The sequence below is a fragment of the Sphingobacterium corticibacterium genome (genome assembly GCF_004208525.1).
In the GTDB taxonomy this organism is placed as follows: domain Bacteria; phylum Bacteroidota; class Bacteroidia; order Sphingobacteriales; family Sphingobacteriaceae; genus Sphingobacterium; species Sphingobacterium corticibacterium.
This window is the reverse complement of the sequence record NZ_SGIT01000005.1, coordinates 16202-35000: the sequence shown is the minus strand read 5'-3', so window position 1 is coordinate 35000 and position 18799 is coordinate 16202. Positions and strand designations below refer to the sequence as shown.

Here is an 18799-nt window from a genome sequence, read left to right as displayed (position 1 = left end):
TTAATATTATGAATAAACGATTTTTAGAACAGACGTGGCGTTGGTACGGACCCAATGACCCGGTATCCTTACAGGATGTAAAGCAGGCAGGTGCAACAGGTATTGTATCCGCATTGCATCATATTCCACACGGTGATGTATGGCCTAAAGAAGATATTTTGGAGCGGAAGAGAATAATAGAGGAAGCAGGACTGGTGTGGTCGGTAGTGGAAAGCGTGACTGTACATGAAGCTATCAAAACGCGTTCGGAGCAAGTCGATTTTTATTTAGATAATTATCGTCAAACACTGACTAATTTAGCGGAATGTGGAATTAAAACGGTATGTTATAACTTTATGCCGGTACTCGATTGGACGCGTACGCAATTAGATAAAGTGATGCATGATGGATCTAAAGCACTCTATTTCGATTGGATTGATTTGGCGATCTTTGATATCTTTATTTTAGAACGTCCTAATGCCAGATCATCGTATTCAGCAGAAATTGTAGAGAAAGCGGAGAGCCGTTACGCTACTTTTGACGAAGAGGCAAAGAAATTCTTGCTTTCTAATGTATTAATGGGTATCCCAGGAGAGAAAGATCCATCACTGGAAGATTTACAACGCAGTATTGATATTTATGCAAAGATTGGCTTCGAGGGACTGCGGGAAAATTTAACTTATTTTCTTTCTTCTATTGCAGACGTTTGTGAGAAATATGGTATAAAAATGACCATTCATCCAGATGATCCCCCGTATCCCATTTTAGGACTTCCAAGAATTGCCGGCAATTTGGCAGATTTTGAATATATTATAACAACGGTAGACAAACCGTTTAATGGGGTCTGTTTTTGCACGGGTTCATTAGGTGCAGGACCTGACAACGATTTAGTACAAATATTTAAACAGGTACAACACCGGGTGAATTTTGTGCATTTACGTAATGTTAAGAAAGACGCCTTAGGAAGTTTCTATGAGGCCGACCATTTGGATGGTGATGTGGATATGTATGCCGTTATGAAGGAGTTGGCTGCAGAGAACCAAAAACGGGAAAAACCTATTCCGTTTAGACCAGATCACGGACATCAAATGTTGGATGATCTGCATAAAATTACCAATCCGGGGTATTCTGCCATTGGTCGATTAAGAGGACTAGCAGAATTAAGAGGGTTGGAATTGGGTATTGTTAGACAGCTTTAGGTTATAAACAATAGGCTTGCGGCAAAATCTTATTGCTTATGGCCTATAGCTCTCAGCTATTATCCAATAGTAGAGCGTCGAAGCTGAATGGAGGTGGGCAGCTTAATGTCTTCCCACTCGATTTGGCTTCGATTCTTTTTTTGCATAATTTCCACCAATTTATGGACAGAAATCTCGCCTATTTCCGTTGTGGGTTGTCGAATGGTGCTTAAGGATGGGTTCAGTGAAAGAACCAGATCGGTGTTTGCAAAGCCGATGACGGCAAGGGTTTCCGGTACTTTTATATCCAATTTAGCTAAAATGCCCAATAAATGTGTGGTGATGGTATCGGCAACACCGACAATGGCATTCGGAGGTTCGGGCAATTGCAATAGGCTTTTTACATGTTTTTCCAGGTCATCTTGTAAATCTACCAAGCTTTTCACATTGCAATGTACGATATACTCCGGCGTGACGGGGATCTGAAAATCGTGATGAGCTTCTATGTATCCGGATAGTCGTTTGGTAGTGATACCCTGATGCGCTCCACAGAATATAGCAATTTTCCGTCGGTCTATATCTATGAGGTGTTTGCATGCATTATACATCCCTTCGGCATTCAGCACACCTACTTTATGGGTTTCTATCGGATAATGTGTCCGGTCAAAGATGACAACAGGTGTTGTTTTAAGGATTTGCTTTGCCAGATCGATATTTGACTCTTCATGAATGGGGCAGAAAAGAATCCCATCCACCGATTTGTCTAACATGGATTGAAGAGCCAGTTTTTCCAGTTCTTCATTTTCCATGGTATTCATAATGATTGTCCTATAATGATGAGCAGTAGCCGCTTTTTGCATACCCGCAATAATTTGTGCTTCGAAGGATCCAGTCATTTTCGGCAGAACAACACCAATCGTATTTGTTTTTCCTGTTTTAAGGAATTTAGCATGTACATTGGGTTGATAGTTGTGCTTTTTTGCAAACTCCTGTACCGTTCTTTTCGTTACCTCACTAATTTCGTAACTATCATTTAGCGCTTTTGATACCGTAGAAACAGACATATTTAATGCCTGGGCTAAACTTTTAAGTGTCGTCTTCGCCATTGTTATCTCATCTAAGGTCAACTATCTCATAATTGGGATAATCTGCGGTATGAAATGTAAACGTTGCTCTTGGAATTTGATGATTTACATATAGTGTGTTAATCTTATAGATGTATCGAGCTCCTGATTTATCGACTACTGCAACATCATGGATATGTTTGTTTTTATTTATCCGTAGGGTGATTTTAGCATAATTCGTCTTCGTGTCAGTAGGTGTTAATTCTATAACATTCAGCAGGTCCTTGCCTAGCATTTCGTCTTTTTTACTTTTATAAATAAATCCCTTTTTATAGAAAGTAAAAAGATTATTAGGACCAATACTTTCTGTGTTATTGTCTGCGTCACTGACTTGTACCTCTTGATCTTCTTTCAGAATAGACCAAGTACTTTTGCCGTCATTTATGATATCTTGCTCGCTTAAAGCTATTCGGAACTGATTTTTTGGTTTGTTCAGGAACAGCGTGCCCTTATCCACATGGTTTCCTCCTTGTGCTTGCTGTACGGAAAAACTAAAGTCAGACTGTATGGTCTGATACGCATCATATTTTGCAGATACTTCTTCCAATAACTTTTTTGCTTGGGTATCCGTTTGTGTGAATGCTATTAGTGATGTACAAATGAAAGCCATCAGAACTATTATTTTCTTCTCCATCTTATTCGTTGTTTCTTAACGTTTCCAGATACTGTTCTAGCGAATATTCGTCGGGATAAAGTACTTCGCGTGCTTTGCTTCCCTCAAAAGGGCCTACAATACCGGCAGCCTCCAATTGATCGATTATTCGTCCCGCTCTGTTGTAGCCTAGCTTTAATTTACGTTGAATCAATGACGTTGAACCTTGTTGATGCATGACAATCAGTCGCGCAGCCTCTTCGAAAAGTTGATCGCGATCGCTCGAATCAAATTCCATTCCGCCACTTCCTTCTCCATTTTCATCGACGTATTCGGGCAGCATAAAAGCAGATGGATAGCCACGTTGATTTCCGATAAACTCCGAGATTTGCTCTACTTCCGGTGTGTCTACAAAGGCACATTGGATACGTGTTAAATCACTTCCTGTTGCCAAGAGCATATCCCCACGACCGATCAGTTGGTCAGCACCCCCCGCGTCCAAAATGGTCCGAGAATCAACTTTTGACAATACCCGGAAGGCTAAACGTGCCGGGAAGTTTGCTTTGATCGTACCGGTAATAATATTTACCGATGGTCGTTGCGTCGCAATAACCAAATGTATTCCTACAGCTCGTGCTAACTGAGCGAGACGTGCAATCGGCGTTTCCACTTCTTTACCTGCTGTCATCATCAAATCTGCAAACTCATCAACTACCAGAACGATATAAGGTAAGAATCGATGACCCTCTTCAGGGTTTAATCGACGGTTGACAAATTTTGCATTATACTCTTTTAAGTTACGTACTGCTGCATTCTTTAACAGGTCGTAACGTTGGTCCATCTCGATACAAAGGGAATTGAGCGTGTTGATGACCTTTTTTGTGTCGGTAATGATCGCCTCGTCTTCATTCGGTAGTTTTGCCAAGAAGTGACGCTCTATCGTTTTGAAAAGAGAAAGTTCCACCTTTTTAGGATCAACCATGACAAATTTTAGCTCGGCTGGGTGTTTCTTATATAGTAAAGAAGTTAGAATTGCATTGATACCAACCGATTTACCTTGTCCTGTGGCACCAGCTACCAATAAGTGAGGCATTTTTGCCAAATCGGCTATATATACCTCATTTGATATTGTTTTACCAAGCGCAATAGGTAAATCCATCTCCGTTTTTTGGAACTTCTCTGTAGCTAGAACAGAACGCATGGATACCATTTCTGGCGAACTGTTAGGTACCTCGATACCTATAGTTCCTTTGCCAGGCATAGGTGCGATAATGCGTATGCCTAGTGCTGCAAGGCTCAATGCAATGTCGTCTTCCAGATTTTTGATTTTGGAGATGCGTACACCTGGTTTGGGTATGATTTCATATAATGTTACCGTTGGGCCGATTGTGGCTTTAATATGTTCAATCTCAATACTATAATTACGGAGCGTTTCGACAATACGGTTTTTATTGGCTTCCAACTCTTGTTGATTAATGGTGATTTTGCCGCTTCCATATTCCTTTAGCAAATCGAGCGTTGGATATTGATAGCCTGAAAGATCTAGTTTGGGATCATATTCGCCGAATTCGGCGACTAGATCATTTGCAGTAATAGCTTTTTCTTCCACCACTTTCTCTACACTAAGTGCAGGACCTTCGGAAGAAGGCTCTCGTTCGTTATGTATGGTCTCATCTATAACCACTGGCGTATCTACGGTAAAAGTAATCTCCCCGTCATTATCTTTGTGATTCTCTCCGGGCACGTTTAATGTTAAGGGGGTATGAGGAATAAATGCCTCATCTAGCGGTTCTTCCTTTTCTTCAACCGCTAACGGACGGGGAGCGGTATTGCGAGAAACATTGGAAATAGGATTTGATTTGGTTGCAAACGTATCAAAATTATCTTCCTCGTCTTCTTCTACATCTTCATCCGTCTTTTTCGGTGACCAAGTCCATTTCAAATCTAAATTGTAAATAAGAATGAGTATGGCTAAATAGGCAAATGCCAAAAGGGCAGCGATCCCAGTACTACCTATCTGGATTTTTAACAGCTGGTTTGTCCAATAGCCGAACTTTCCTTCCAATATATGGGGGGAGTCCGTCAGAAAATCCTGTAAAAACCCAAGCGTTACGGATAGATAAATGATAGCCGTTGCTGAATAGATGATCGTTTTCCATACCGGTAAAAGGGATTTTCGATAGAGGAGTTTATACCCCACTACAAATAGAATAAATGCGAAAAGGAAAGAGGCTATTCCAAACCATTCGTAAATAAATTGATTGGCGAGTAATGCCCCTAGTTTTCCTAGTTTATTTTCAACGACGGGAAGTTCTACAGCCTCATCTGCTATTTCATCGACACTCCGAAACAGCGTTGACCATCCGCCATTTGTTTCTGTTATATAACTTTGGTCTTGTTTCCATGTGAAAAGATAGGAAACAAACGAAACAGCCATGATGAAAGAAGCAAATAGTAAGAATATGCCCAGTATTTTCAGTGCTTTGCGCTGTCCTTCTGAAAAATTGATGTTCTCAAACGAGTTAAACCGTTTTTTCTTATTATATGAAACATTCCCTGTGGTACGCGGAGCACGTTTGTTGCTTGCATTGCCGGAATTTTTAAATGTATTTCCTTTGTTTGACATGAAAATCAGCTACCTTTCCTAGTTACAAACTTAGGAAAAATAAAGGAAATGCTATCTCCCTGTTACGTGACAATAACCAAAAAATAGTTTTTCTTGCCACGCTGCGCCACGATGTACCTGTCATTAATTAAGTGTGTAGTGTCAATCGTTAATTCAATATCATTGATTTTCTCTTTGTTGATGGCCACACCACCACCTTGTAACATTTTTCGGGCTTCGCCTTTTGATGGGAAAACTTGTGTATGGCTTGCCAGAAAATCCAGCACGTTGATGCCGGGGGTAAGCTGATCTCTGTTAATTTCAAATTGCGGGACGCCGTCGAAAACCTCCAATACACTATCATGATCCAGTTCCGCCAAGAATTCTAGAGACCCGTTTCCGAATAGAAATTCGGATGTTTTGACGGCTGTTTCATAGTCTTTTTCCGAGTGCGTACGTATCGTGATATCCTTCGCCAATGCTTTTTGCACCGCACGGGTATGCGGGGCAACATCGTGTTCTGCAATGATGGCGTCAATTTCTTCTTTTGTTTTTAACGTGAAGATCTTGACCCAGTTTTTGGCATCGTCATCTGTAGTGTTCAGCCAAAACTGATAAAACTTATAGGGAGATGTTTTCTTAGGATCTAACCAAACTGCTCCGGACTCGGTTTTGCCAAACTTTTGTCCGTCTGCTTTTTTAATCAATTGTGTCGTAATAGCATATGCTGTTCCCTGATCTTGACGACGGATGATTTCACTACCGGTTACGATATTCCCCCATTGGTCTGATCCACCCATCTGCACCTTACAATTATGGTGTTTCCACAGATAATAAAAATCGTATCCTTGTATAAGTTGGTAGGTAAACTCCGTAAAGGAAAGACCATTGTCGCCCTCTAGGCGTTTTTTTACAGAGTCTTTCGCCATCATATAATTGACTGTAATCAGCTTGCCCACGTCGCGGATAAAATCCAAAAATTTAAAATCCTTAAACCAATCATAATTATTAACCATTTTCGCATCGTTGTCCGCATCCCCAAAATGTAGGAATTTGGCAAGCTGTGTTTTTAAACTAGTAACATTGTACTGTAATGTGGCTTCATCTAACAGGTTTCGTTCAGCAGACTTAAATGAGGGGTCGCCAATCATCCCAGTAGCTCCACCTACCAATGCAACAGGCTTGTGCCCCGCATTTTGAAAGTGGATGAGGGTCATAATCTGTGTTAAATGTCCCACATGCAGTGAATCTCCTGTTGGGTCGAAGCCGATATAGCCAGAAACTTTTTCTTTATTCAGTAAATCTTCTGTTCCAGGCATGATATCTTGTAACATCCCTCTCCAACGTAGTTCTTCTACAAAGCTCATCTTTTTTGTGGTTAAATTTTTTTAATTAAGATTGCAAAGATACGAGATTAAGCCGTATCTTACGATAAATAAATAAGAAGTTTGGGTTCGTGAATTTTTTGTCGCATTATTATTTTGAACGCTATAGCCCACATTCCGAAAGGATACTGGGGGCATTACTTCCGGATTTGCTGAAGAATGTGGATAAGGGATACAATTTTCATCCGCAGCGGTTTGAAGAGGTGCTGTTTATCCATCCCAAAACGATGTCGGTATCGGAAGGTTGGTACAGGCATGTAGAGGTCGATAGACTTTTTCATACCTCTAATTTTTTCCTGGAACACACACATGCATTGCGGCGCAAATTGGATACCGTGGTGGCGCATCTTCCCATACGTGCATCCTTTTTAGCCCATATCTCGCTGGAGCTTTTGCTAGACCATTTGCTAATAGATCATACACATGTCAATCCCAATAGACTATACGAACATTTGGAACAAGTCCAGAAAGCAACTATCGAAAAATATTTACAGACGATCGGGGAGATAGATACAGTGCGTTTTTTGGAGTTTTACGACCGATTTGTGACGTCACGCTATGTTTTGGACTATGCAGATATAAGCAATCTTTCTTATGCACTTTTCAATATATGTAAACGTGTTTGGACGTTTGAAAATAACGCCGAGGATTATGATCGATTAACGGAATGCCTACGATTATATAAAGAACAGTCTCTTCTGAATTATATGGATATCTTTCAGGAAATACAAGATAAAATAGTTTAGATTACTTTTGCAGCTATGATGAATAAACTTTTCCGAAAGAAGAGTGTCGACCGCATAGTCGCAGATGCTCAACAGGGAACAGGACTTGCCAAAGTATTGGGCGTTCGTGATTTAGTTTCGCTTGGGATTGCGGCTATTGTAGGTGCAGGAATATTTAGTACCATTGGATTGGCTAGCTACGAGGGAGGGCCCGCAATTTCCTTACTTTTTATTTTTGTAGCCTTTGCCTGCGTGTTTACGGCACTCGCATATGCCCAATTTGCGAGTACTGTTCCGGTATCCGGCAGCGCGTATACCTATGCTTATGTCACCTTTGGAGAGCTCTTTGCCTGGATTATCGGATGGGCATTGGTTTTAGAATATGCCGTGTCTAATACCGTAGTCGCCATTTCTTGGTCTCAATATTTTGTGTCAATGCTGGAGGGCTTCGGTTTCCATATTCCAAAATGGTTGACGATGGCTCCCGGATATGCTACGGATGCGCATGAAAAGTTCGTTTCCGTAGGGATGAACGCCCTCAGTGCTTCAGATAAAGTCGGACTACATGCTTATCTGTCCGCTCCTCGGGTCGGAGATGTACCCATTATTTTTGATTTACCTGCGGGTTTGATTACCGTGCTAGTGACTTGGTTGGTATACGTTGGCATTAAAGAGTCGCAGCGGGCAAGTAATATTATGGTTGCGGTTAAAGTAGGAATTATTTTATTGGTTATTGCCGGCGGTATTTTCTTTATTAAGCCGGAAAACTGGACACCTTTTATGCCTAATGGCGTTTCGGGGGTAATGGGGTCGGTAGCAGCCGTATTCTTTGCTTTTATTGGATTCGATTCCATATCTACAACAGCAGAAGAGTGTAAAAATCCGCAACGTGATTTGCCCCGGGCAATGATTCTATGTTTGATAATATGTACGATATTATATGTAGCCATTACCCTGGTTTTGACGGGTATGGTAAACTATACCGAATTGAATGTGAAAGATCCCTTGGCATTTGTGTTTAAGTATGTCGGCTTTGATCACATGGCGGGTATTGTGTCGGTTACCTCTGTTGTAGCTATCACAAGTGCATTGGTCGTGTATCAATTAGCACAACCGAGAATATGGATGACGATGAGTCGTGATGGCTTGCTATGGAAAAGATTTTCTCGTGTACACCCGAAGTATAAAACACCTTCGTTTGCAACAATTGTAACAGGTGTCGTGGTAGCGGTGCCATCCTTATTTTTTAAAATGGACTTTTTCGTTGATTTGACTAGTGTGGGGACGTTCTTCGCGTTTATCCTAGTTTGTGCTGGCGTGCTGTATATGGATTATACCGGATTATCGTCTAAATCGAAATTCAGAGTGCCTTATATAAACGGTAAGTATTTAATTGGGCTGGGATTTGTTATTGCCTGGATTATCCTTTATCACTATGGACAGGATGCACTACAGGAATGGAGAGAAATGTCATGGCAAGAGATGATAGAGCATAAATCATTGTTGGTCATTTTCTGGATAGTGTGGTTCATATTGGCCGTGATGGGTTTTATGTATAGGTTTTCTTTGCTGCCCGTTACTGGAATTCTGATCAATCTTTATCTAATGAGCCAGCTCGGTGCGAGTAATTGGATTATATTTTTGATATGGTTAGCCGTGGGGCTGGTACTTTATTTCGTATATGGTTATAAACACTCGAAGTTGAATAAGGAAATGTAGTAACCAGTTTTCGGAAAGTGCTAAGCATGAGGTGAGATGATTATAATCATGGTTTTCGTGGATTGATAGGATGTTCGTGATATCCTAATTTTGAATATAAACATTAATATGCATTATTATGAAAAAGAATTTATTCGTTCTGGTTATTATTCTTCTAATATTACCCCATATAGGAGTTTCACAGTCATCGTTAACAACCCCAAAAAAAGGCAGCAAAATTTACGTAGCAGGTGTGTCGAAAAATGAAGATGCGATCCAAGCAACGGACAAACTTATCGGAGATCTAAAAGATTGGTCCTATTGGGAACTAAAATCGATTAAAGACGAAGCTGACTTTATATTGGAAGTCGATATTAAAACCTCGAAAGGGGTGACACTTACATCATGGGGAGGAACATCTTATCGTTTGGTCGCTCAAATCATGGATAAAGGAGGGGATGTTTTATGGGAATCTTCCGAATATAAAGCAAGTCCGAATGGAACAAATGGTTTCAATGCCGCTAATGCCGTTGTGAAAAAGTTTATGCGTGCGCTAAAGAAAAAAATTGAACAATAAACGCTGACACAGAAGCAGGTATTCTAGGTTAAAAAATCGTTAATCAATCGATTGCATTGGTAATTTTTTTATATTTACGACCTATTTAAAATAAAACTATTGAAACCTGCAGGGATCGTTCATATTTTTTATGAATGTGGCAATCATGCAAGTTTCACCATCTTTAAATAAAATAAAAATTATGTGTGGAATCGTTGGTTACGTCGGTAGCAACCTGGCATATCCGGTACTTATAGACGGGTTAAAAAAATTAGAATACAGAGGCTACGACAGCGCAGGTGTGGCTCTACATACTGGAAATTCAATTGAAGTTTACAAAAAAGAAGGTAAAGTATCGGCGTTAGAGGGGTCTGTGTACGGAAAAAATATTCAAGCGACGATAGGGATTGGACACACACGTTGGGCAACGCACGGCGAACCGTCCGACAGGAATGCCCATCCACATTCTTCCAACTCTGGAAATATTGCCATGATACATAATGGTATAATTGAAAACTACGCACAACTAAAAAGCGAACTCCTTCAAAAAGGCTATACATTCAAAAGCGATACCGATTCGGAAGTTCTGGTCAATTTCATTGAAGATATTAAAATTAACAACGAGTGTTCATTGGAAGAAGCTGTACGAATCGCATTGAAGAGAGTCGTAGGGGCTTATGTGATTTTATTGTTAGATAAAGATTTGCCGGATACTATTATTGCTGCGCGCAAAGGAAGTCCATTAGTTATAGGGATAGGAGAGAATGCGCACTATCTAGGATCTGATGCTTCGCCAATGTTGGCCTATACAAAGGAGGTTGTCTATATTAATGATTACGAATTAGCCATTGTACGTCCGGATGAGTTGATTCTAAAAAATCTAGGGAACGAACGCATTACACCTTTTGTACAGAAGTTGGATATTGAATTAGCGGCTATCGAAAAAGGCGGTTTCGACCATTTTATGCTGAAAGAAATATTTGAACAACCACAGACTATTTTTGATTCTTTGCGTGGTCGTATGGATGCTGAACATCAGTCTATTACATTAAGTGGCGTGGACAAGATTGCGGACAAACTATTAAAAGCAAACCGGATTATTATAGTTGCTTGCGGAACAAGTTGGCATGCGGGTTTATTGGCAGAATATGTGATTGAAGAACTATGCCGTATTAACGTAGAGGTGGAGTATGCTTCCGAGTTTCGGTACAGAAACCCTATTATCACCAATCAAGATGTCATCATCGCCATTTCCCAAAGTGGCGAAACAGCGGATACATTGGTTGCATTGGAGAATGCGAAAAAGCAGGGTGCTACCATTTTCGGGCTAGTCAACGTGGTGGGGTCGTCCATCGCTCGCATATCCGATGCAGGAGCTTATACACATGCCGGACCTGAAATAGGAGTGGCGAGCACTAAAGCATTTACCGCTCAATTGGCGGTACTTTATTTGATCGCACTGAAAGTTGCGCAATTAAAGGGTACTATTGAGGCGACATTGTTCAATCGATTGTTGGCGGATTTGGCGAAAGTTCCCGAACATGTAAAGGAAATTCTAGACGATCAGGATGCGGTTATTCAAGATATAGCAAGAAAGTATAACGATGCAAAAGATTTCCTTTATTTAGGAAGAGGCTATAACTTCCCGATTGCATTGGAAGGTGCTTTAAAGCTGAAAGAAGTTTCTTATATCCATGCAGAGGGATACCCTGCAGCGGAGATGAAACATGGACCCATTGCATTAGTTGATGAACAACTGCCCGTTGTTTTTGTTGCCACGAAAGACAGTTATCACGAAAAGATTATTAGCAATATTCAGGAAATTAAAGCGAGGAAAGGGAAAGTCCTTGCTGTAGTGTCACAAGGTGATGAGGTCGCCGCAGGCATGGCGGATGATGTGATGTTTGTTCCACAAGTACATGAAATAATCGCACCTATTTTATCGGTTATTCCTTTACAACTATTGTCATACCATATCGGTATAAATAGAGGGTTAGATGTAGATAAACCAAGAAATTTGGCGAAATCGGTAACCGTTGAATAGGAAAGTATGTCAAAGATAATTAAAGAAAAGCTGGCCGATCTGGGATACCATTTTATCCCCAAGGCCTACCTGCAACATAATGACGAATATTATTTTCGTAATCAGCAGTTCCCTGAGCACGGAAAATTCCGAAATCTAACGCAAGAAGAGATTAAAATTCTAGTCAGAAATGACAACTATTCCAATAATTGGGATCATGTTTTGGTTACCGATAAGTTTCTTCCCGAACAAATTCAGCATTCTAAATTTTACGGATTAGTGCGTATAGGTGACATGGACGACGTTTATCTTAATTTTCGAGATCTTCGTTTACCCTGTGGCATATACAATTCTACCATTATCAGCAGTGATTTTGGATGTACGGTAGCTGTTCATAATGTACGTTATATGGCTCATTTTATTATTGGTGATGAAGTAATGTTAGCCAATATCAATGAAATGGAAACCAGCAGTAGCGCGAAATTTGGGAATGGTATTCTAAAAACGGGCGATGTAGAAGAACGTCGGATTCGTTTGGAGCTTTGTAATGAGAATGGTGGACGTTCGGTATTGCCTTTTGATGGTATGCAGGCTGGTGATGTTTATCTATGGTCCCGCTATCGAGATGATCAGGAATTGCAACATCGTTTTCAGGAAATGATGGAGGCTCAATTCTCATCCCATCACGGCTTTTATAGTGAAATCGGTCATCATTCGGTGATCAAGAATACACATACCATTAAAGATATAAAAATGGGCTCACATGCTTATGTGAAAGGTGTGAATAAGCTGAAAAACCTCACGATTAACTCTTCGGCAGAATCATATACCCAAATAGGCGAGGGCTGCGAACTGGTAAATGGGATTATTGGATATGGATGTCGTATTTTCTATGGTGTAAAGGCCGTTCGTTTTATCCTTTCCTCTAACTCCCAGCTGAAGTACGGTGCGCGATTAATTAATTCATTTTTAGGAGACAATTCCACTATTTCTTGTTGTGAGGTGTTAAATTCGTTGATTTTTCCAGCGCATGAACAACACCATAACAACTCTTTCCTTTGCGCAGCACTCGTCAAGGGGCAGAGTAATATGGCGGCGGGCGCTACGGTGGGATCTAATCATAATTCACGGGCAGCGGATGGCGAAATTATTGCCGGACGTGGATTTTGGCCAGGTTTATGCGTAAGCCTAAAACACAATTCATATTTTGCGTCCTATACGCTTATCGTAAAAGGAGATTTCTTGCATGAATTGAATGTCCGATTTCCTTTCTGTTTAGTAAGCAATGAAGCAGATACCAATCGGCTGATTGTTTTGCCGGCGTACTGGTTTTTGTATAATATGTATGCCATGATGCGCAACACTTCCAAATTCCAGTCACGTGACAAACGGAAATTCAAAAACCAATATATTGAATATGATATATTGGCGCCAGATACGGTGAATGAGATGTTTGACGCGTTGATAGAAATCGAAAAGGCAGTAGGTAAAGCATATATCCATGAGGACGTTGTGTCGGATATACAAGCCGTTGGCAAAAGTATCTTATTGTCTGATGAAAAACTTACAGGAAAAGATATTTTATTAGATAACGTCGAATTCTCCAGACGAAAGGTGGTACTAGCTAAACCAAAAGAAGCGTATAACACGTATCGGCGCATGATTCGGTATTATGCTGTTAAACAGATTATTGAGTTGATGGAAAGTAGGTCCTTTACCGATTTACACACGCTTGTCAGTTCCTTTCCTATAACACGTAGTCAATTTGAAAACATTGGCGGGCAGTTGGTTCCAAAAACAAAATTGGATACCTTATTAGCGGACATTCGCCATAATAAGATTTTATCGTGGAAGGATGCGCATGCGCGTTATCATGCCTGGAGCGATCTGTATATAGAAGATAAGTTTAAACATGCAGTTGCTTCACTCGCGGAGGTAACAGGTAGAGGTCCATCGTCTTGGGATGCAAAATTTATGATGGATCTTATAGAGGAAGCGATGGAGACGCGCCGTTGGATTTTTGCGGAGATTGAAAGCTCGCGTTCGAAGGATTATCAAAATCCGTTTAAACAAATGGTCTATGATTCTTATCAGGAGATGGAGGAAGTGGTTGGCCGTTTAGAAGATAACGACTTCATCAATAAGGAACGGGATGGACTTTTTGATTTTGAACGATCTGTAAAAAAGATAGTCGATTCTTTATCTTTGGTTCACTAACTTTTGTAAAGAAACCTGTATTGCGTCTCTTTTTTTGTGATAAGATTTCTATCCTTATCTAATTGCTCGAAAGCAACAAAAGCTAACTAATCGTTGATGTTAAATTAATCGTAAGTTAATAATGTGACTCTACTTTTGTCGAAAGAAAAACGATTGTGTTTATACACTGACAAATCAAGTAGATGTTATGAAAATTATGAAGGGAAACGCATTACGGCAAGTGCGAACTTTAGCTTTTTTTACTGCGCTAATTTTATGCTCCACATCATGTAAAGACGAAGAAGCGGCTTCGGTAGGTAGGGACTACGATCCTTCCAGACCGATTACGCTGACTTCCTTTTATCCAGTAGAAGGTGGTGCGCGAGATAAAATTCTCTTGGACGGAGAGAATTTTGGAACTGACCACAATCAGATTAAGGTTTATTTCAACAATAAAAAAGCGGCGATTGTGTCTTCCAGCGGTAATCGTATCTACGCCATTGTACCACGTCTTCCGGGGGAAAACCCAAGCATATCCGTTGTGATTGGTGAGGATTCGGTTGCCTATGATCAGCATTTTAATTATACACCTCAAGCCCAGGTTACTACCGTGACAGGTTCTGGTGATAGAGAGTTTGTTCCTGGAACGCTTGATCAGGCTCATGTATGTGCGAAATATCTGGAATTGGACGCTGAAGGTAACTTATTCATGACCTGGCGAGATGGTGTCGGTGATGAAAAATTTGGCGTGGGCCGTGTTAGCGAAGCAGAAAATCTCGTGACTTCCATGTATCTGGCTGCGAGTAGTCCATATCCGTATGCCAACGGTATCACGGTGGATCGTACCACCGGTATGATGACCGTTTCCCATGAGTCGGTTGTCGAAGTATTTTTCTCCTTTGACCCCAGAGAGGGCTGGTATCCCCGACAACGCAATGCCTCATTTGCAGGTAATCACGGAATTCCAACCGGCGACCAGTATATGAACTTTGTCTCTTTCTCTCCGTATGATGGTTATCTCTATACACGATCCCGTGACGGTAGTGTGGTCAGAATTCATCCTGATACTTACGAAGCGACCGTCGTACATAAGGGATCAAATACGGCGGGATCAAAGTGGCCGTATGGATCGCAATACGGACAGGGCATTAACCCTAAGAAGCCTTGGGAACTTTGGATGACGCTCCATTCGAATGCCAGTCCGAATGAATTCAGACAGGGACTTATGGTGTTGGATTTGCGTCCCGAACATATTGATAAAGGTTTTAGACGAGTCAATGCGACAGGTGGGAGTGGTCATCGCGATGGACCGCTCGAAGACGCGGTATTTAACTACCCAAAAGATATCAAGTTTGATAACGACGGAAACATGTTCGTGGCAGACTATGGTAACCATTGTATCAGGATGGTATCGGCAGATGGTATTGTTACCACAGTAGCCGGACAGCCGGGTGTATCCGGTTACCGAGACGGAGGCCCCATTGAGTCTATGTTTAACAACCCTTGGGGGGTTGCTGTCAATGAACAAGGAGATATATATATTGCTGACTTTGGCAATTCACGGATTCGTAAACTAGTTATCGAATAATAAAGCCTACTATAATAATGAGAATCATGTATGTTTTGTGCATGCTGCCATTCCTATGGCTCACGGCAACCTTTGCACAGCAACCAAAAGAATTAACGATTGGTGGTACCGTCATCAACGAAAATGGTGAGCCACTATCCAATGTGTCCATTTATCTCAAAGACAAATCTGCGGCAGGTACATCCACCGATGACAATGGAAAATTTAGTATTCAAGCCGTGTATGGTGATAGAGTTGTATTCAGCTATGTAGGATATAATCCTGTTGAACATTTAGCTACGGAATCGAACACCAATTTGACCATCTCGCTCTTCGAAAAGGGAGATGCTATCGAAGAAGTCGTTGTGGTCGGTCTGGGAGCGCAACAACGGAAAATCAGTTCTGTTGGAGCAATTACGACAGTGGATGTCAAGGATTTGCAATCTCCTGCACCTTCTATTGCCAACTTGCTTGGTGGACGGGCAGCTGGCGTGATTTCCATGCAGACCAGCGGTGAACCCGGACAGAATATTGCAGACTTTTGGGTACGGGGTATCGGGACCTTTGGTGCCAATAACAGTGCGTTGGTTTTGATCGATGGACTGGAAGGTGACCTGAATACGATCGACCCGGCTGATGTAGAAAGCTTCTCCATACTGAAAGATGCGTCAGCGACTGCTGTATATGGTGTGCGTGGGGCAAACGGCGTGGTATTAGTCACAACCAAGAGAGGTACGGTCGACCGTATACAGATTACCGGACGTGCCAACACGACGCTTTCCCGTCTTAATCGACTGCCACAGTACCTGCGTGCTTATGATTATGCGCAATTGGCTAATGAAGCAGCTTTTGCTCGGAACGAGTCACCCGTTTATACTGACACGGAGTTAGGTATCATCCAGAACGGCCTAGATCCTGATATGTATCCGGATGTCAGCTGGCAAGATGAAATTCTTAACAATAGCTTTTGGCGCCAAAGCTATTATGTCAGCGGACGCGGAGGATCTGAGGTTGCCCGTTATTTTCTGAGCTTGGGTGGTAACAGTGAAACGGCTGCTTACAAAGTGGATAAAGGCAGTCCGTACAGCTCAAATGTAGGTTTCAATACCTATAACTATCGGATCAACTTGGATATCAACCTTACCCCGACTACAAAAGTATACCTAGGATCAGATGGCTATCTATCCCAATTGAATCAACCCGGGGTATCCAATACGGATTATATATGGGCTGCACAATCAGGGCTCACACCCCTTGCTATCCCCACACAATATACTAATGGGATGTTGCCCGCCATGGGAAGTGGAGCAGGATCGTCGCCCTATGTCTTGATTAACCGTACCGGAAAAGCCTCTGAACAATGGTATAAAGGAAAAACGACCCTTTCTTTAGACCAGGATCTTTCTCCTATTCTTGATGGACTCAAATTCCGTGTACAAGGAGCCTACGATATCCACAGTAGATTTTTTGAGCGTAGATGGGTACAGCCAGCTCTCTATCAGGCAATGGGTCGGGATTATGACGGGTCGCTCATCATGAAAGAAACGGTGCAGGAAAGTGCTGCTATTTATGGTAAGGACACAAGACAGTACCGCAAGTACCACTTCGAATCCATGATCAATTATGACCAGAAATTCGGTTACGACCACCGCACGTCTGCATTAATTTATTATTATGTTAGTGATGCCAAAAACACCCAAGATGCAGTCAACAATTTAACCGCTATTCCTTTGCGTTATCAAGGGGTGTCCAGTAGGCTAACTTATGGTTTCCGCGATACCTACTTATTGGATGTGAACTTTGGATACACCGGCTCCGAAAACTTTCAGCCGGGCAGGCAGTACGGCTTTTTCCCTTCGGTTGCATTGGGTTGGGTGCCCACAAGTTATGAATTTATGCAAGAAAAGGCGCCTTGGCTAAATTACTTCAAGATCCGGGCATCCTATGGTACAGTGGGTAACGACCGTATCATTAACGATGTTCGTTTTCCTTACTTGACGAAAGCCGATCAAGGGTTCAGTTCTGTATGGGGAGTCAGCGGTATAGAAACCATTACGGAAACTCGTATTGGAGCGGATAATCTCGCTTGGGAAAGAGCGATCAAGTCTAATCTGGGAATTGAGGGTAAACTCTTCAATAATAAAATAGATTTTGTCATTGATTTCTTTCAAGACCAACGTAATGGCATCTTCCAGCAGCGTGTACAGGTTCCCAAATATGTGGGAGTTGTCACCAATCCCTATGCCAATGTCGGTCGAATGAAAAGCACGGGTGCGGATGGAAATATCAGCTACAATATGCAAGTTACGCCTGACTTCGGTTTTACGGTACGGGGTAATTTCACTTATTCTAAAAACATCGTGCAAAATTGGGAACAGTCTTATATGGAATATCCGTACCTGGAATACAATGGCTTTCCGTATGGCTCCATCCGTGGCTATCAAGCCTTAGGGCTGTTTAAGGACGAAGACGACGTTAAATACAGTCCTCAGCAGACCTTCGGTACGGTTATGCCAGGCGATATCAAATACAAAGATGTTAACGGTGATGGTGTAATCAATACGCTGGATAAAGTGCCTTTGACCCATAGTGATTATCCATTGCTAATGTATGGTTTTGGTGGAGAGTTTCGTTACAAAAATCTGTCGTTAGGTGTGCTATTCAAAGGAACCGGAAGAACGCCATTCTACTATGTAGGCATGCCTAAAACTTATAAAGGTGTGACAGAGATTAACGGTATGGGGTATATGCCTTTTTATAACGGTACTGAAGGTAATGTGATCACGTTGGCGAACGATCCTGCAAATCGTTGGATTCCACGTGAATACGCGTTGCAACAGGGCATAGATCTTTCGTTGGCAGAAAATCCGGACGCCCGTTTCCCACGATTGCAATATGGTAAAAATAATAACAATACGCAGCTGTCCTCATTTTGGCAAGACGACGCCCGCTATATACGATTGCAGGAGATCACACTGAGTTACCGTGTCAGTCCGGCATTGTTGAAACGTATCGGGGTTACATCTATGGATTTGCAATTTGTAGGAAATAATCTCTATATATGGGATAATGTGAAAATATTTGATCCGGAACAAGCTGCGTGGAACGGACGTAAGTATCCGATACCGTCCACATATTCATTACAAGCGTATATCAATTTTTAATACAGAT

At 41.6% G+C, this 18799-nt stretch carries 12 protein-coding genes; 8 read left to right on the top strand and 4 right to left on the bottom strand.

From position 1 onward, the window contains the following. Window positions 1-8: 8 nt before the first annotated feature. Window positions 9-1178 carry a mannonate dehydratase gene (uxuA, locus tag EWE74_RS18615; protein WP_130143178.1) on the top strand — a complete coding sequence of 390 codons (1170 nt, stop codon included), beginning with the start codon at window positions 9-11 and terminating at the stop codon, window positions 1176-1178. 59 nt (window positions 1179-1237) lie between these two features. Here the strand turns inward: uxuA and EWE74_RS18610 are convergent, their stop codons facing one another. The 4 genes from EWE74_RS18610 to tyrS all read right to left on the bottom strand — a co-directional run bounded on the left by EWE74_RS18610 (window position 1238) and on the right by tyrS (window position 6845). After that, a complete protein-coding gene (locus EWE74_RS18610; RefSeq protein WP_130143177.1) occupies window positions 1238-2263 on the bottom strand; it encodes a LacI family DNA-binding transcriptional regulator in 1026 nt (341 codons plus the stop codon). A 7-nt stretch (window positions 2264-2270) separates the two neighbouring features. Then, window positions 2271-2915: a LolA family protein gene (locus EWE74_RS18605; RefSeq protein WP_130143176.1), complete on the bottom strand. Its 645-nt coding sequence runs from the start codon at window positions 2913-2915 to the stop codon at window positions 2271-2273. Window position 2916: 1 nt separating this feature from the next. Further along, window positions 2917-5499 (bottom strand): FtsK/SpoIIIE family DNA translocase, encoded by a 2583-nt coding sequence (locus tag EWE74_RS18600; RefSeq protein ID WP_130143175.1) that lies wholly within the window; start codon window positions 5497-5499, stop codon window positions 2917-2919. A gap of 62 nt (window positions 5500-5561) precedes the next feature. Further along, the gene (tyrS, locus tag EWE74_RS18595; RefSeq protein ID WP_130143174.1) at window positions 5562-6845 is read right to left on the bottom strand and encodes a tyrosine--tRNA ligase; all 1284 of its coding nucleotides are present in this window, start codon (window positions 6843-6845) and stop codon (window positions 5562-5564) included. Window positions 6846-6934: 89 nt separating this feature from the next. Between tyrS and EWE74_RS18590 the strand changes: the two genes are divergently transcribed. From EWE74_RS18590 to EWE74_RS18560, 7 genes are all read left to right on the top strand, one after another. Continuing rightward, window positions 6935-7609 (top strand): ACP phosphodiesterase, encoded by a 675-nt coding sequence (locus tag EWE74_RS18590; protein WP_130143173.1) that lies wholly within the window; start codon window positions 6935-6937, stop codon window positions 7607-7609. 15 nt (window positions 7610-7624) lie between these two features. After that, window positions 7625-9307: an amino acid permease gene (locus EWE74_RS18585; protein ID WP_130143172.1), complete on the top strand. Its 1683-nt coding sequence runs from the start codon at window positions 7625-7627 to the stop codon at window positions 9305-9307. Window positions 9308-9425: 118 nt separating this feature from the next. Then, on the top strand, window positions 9426-9863 hold the full coding sequence (locus tag EWE74_RS18580) for a hypothetical protein (protein WP_130143171.1): 438 nt from the start codon (window positions 9426-9428) through the stop codon (window positions 9861-9863). A 181-nt stretch (window positions 9864-10044) separates the two neighbouring features. After that, window positions 10045-11886 carry a glutamine--fructose-6-phosphate transaminase (isomerizing) gene (gene glmS, locus EWE74_RS18575; protein ID WP_130143170.1) on the top strand — a complete coding sequence of 614 codons (1842 nt, stop codon included), beginning with the start codon at window positions 10045-10047 and terminating at the stop codon, window positions 11884-11886. Between the two features lie 6 nt (window positions 11887-11892). Continuing rightward, window positions 11893-14082 (top strand): DUF4954 family protein, encoded by a 2190-nt coding sequence (locus tag EWE74_RS18570; RefSeq protein ID WP_130143169.1) that lies wholly within the window; start codon window positions 11893-11895, stop codon window positions 14080-14082. Window positions 14083-14269: 187 nt separating this feature from the next. Continuing rightward, window positions 14270-15649, top strand: coding sequence for an IPT/TIG domain-containing protein (locus EWE74_RS18565; RefSeq protein WP_239018719.1), 1380 nt, complete (start codon window positions 14270-14272; stop codon window positions 15647-15649). Between the two features lie 26 nt (window positions 15650-15675). Continuing rightward, window positions 15676-18792 (top strand): SusC/RagA family TonB-linked outer membrane protein, encoded by a 3117-nt coding sequence (locus tag EWE74_RS18560; protein ID WP_239018718.1) that lies wholly within the window; start codon window positions 15676-15678, stop codon window positions 18790-18792. Window positions 18793-18799 lie beyond the last annotated feature (7 nt).

What these genes read in the sequence shown, in the direction of transcription:
- uxuA (WP_130143178.1), top strand. Translation starts at nt 9, where the DNA reads ATGAATAAACGATTTTTAGAACAGACGTGGCGTTGGTACGGACCCAAT.
- EWE74_RS18610 (WP_130143177.1), bottom strand. Translation starts at nt 2,263, where the DNA reads ATGGCGAAGACGACACTTAAAAGTTTAGCCCAGGCATTAAATATGTCT.
- EWE74_RS18605 (WP_130143176.1), bottom strand. Translation starts at nt 2,915, where the DNA reads ATGGAGAAGAAAATAATAGTTCTGATGGCTTTCATTTGTACATCACTA.
- EWE74_RS18600 (WP_130143175.1), bottom strand. Translation starts at nt 5,499, where the DNA reads ATGTCAAACAAAGGAAATACATTTAAAAATTCCGGCAATGCAAGCAAC.
- tyrS (WP_130143174.1), bottom strand. Translation starts at nt 6,845, where the DNA reads ATGAGCTTTGTAGAAGAACTACGTTGGAGAGGGATGTTACAAGATATC.
- EWE74_RS18585 (WP_130143172.1), top strand. Translation starts at nt 7,625, where the DNA reads ATGATGAATAAACTTTTCCGAAAGAAGAGTGTCGACCGCATAGTCGCA.
- EWE74_RS18580 (WP_130143171.1), top strand. Translation starts at nt 9,426, where the DNA reads ATGAAAAAGAATTTATTCGTTCTGGTTATTATTCTTCTAATATTACCC.
- glmS (WP_130143170.1), top strand. Translation starts at nt 10,045, where the DNA reads ATGTGTGGAATCGTTGGTTACGTCGGTAGCAACCTGGCATATCCGGTA.
- EWE74_RS18570 (WP_130143169.1), top strand. Translation starts at nt 11,893, where the DNA reads ATGTCAAAGATAATTAAAGAAAAGCTGGCCGATCTGGGATACCATTTT.
- EWE74_RS18565 (WP_239018719.1), top strand. Translation starts at nt 14,270, where the DNA reads ATGAAAATTATGAAGGGAAACGCATTACGGCAAGTGCGAACTTTAGCT.
- EWE74_RS18560 (WP_239018718.1), top strand. Translation starts at nt 15,676, where the DNA reads ATGTATGTTTTGTGCATGCTGCCATTCCTATGGCTCACGGCAACCTTT.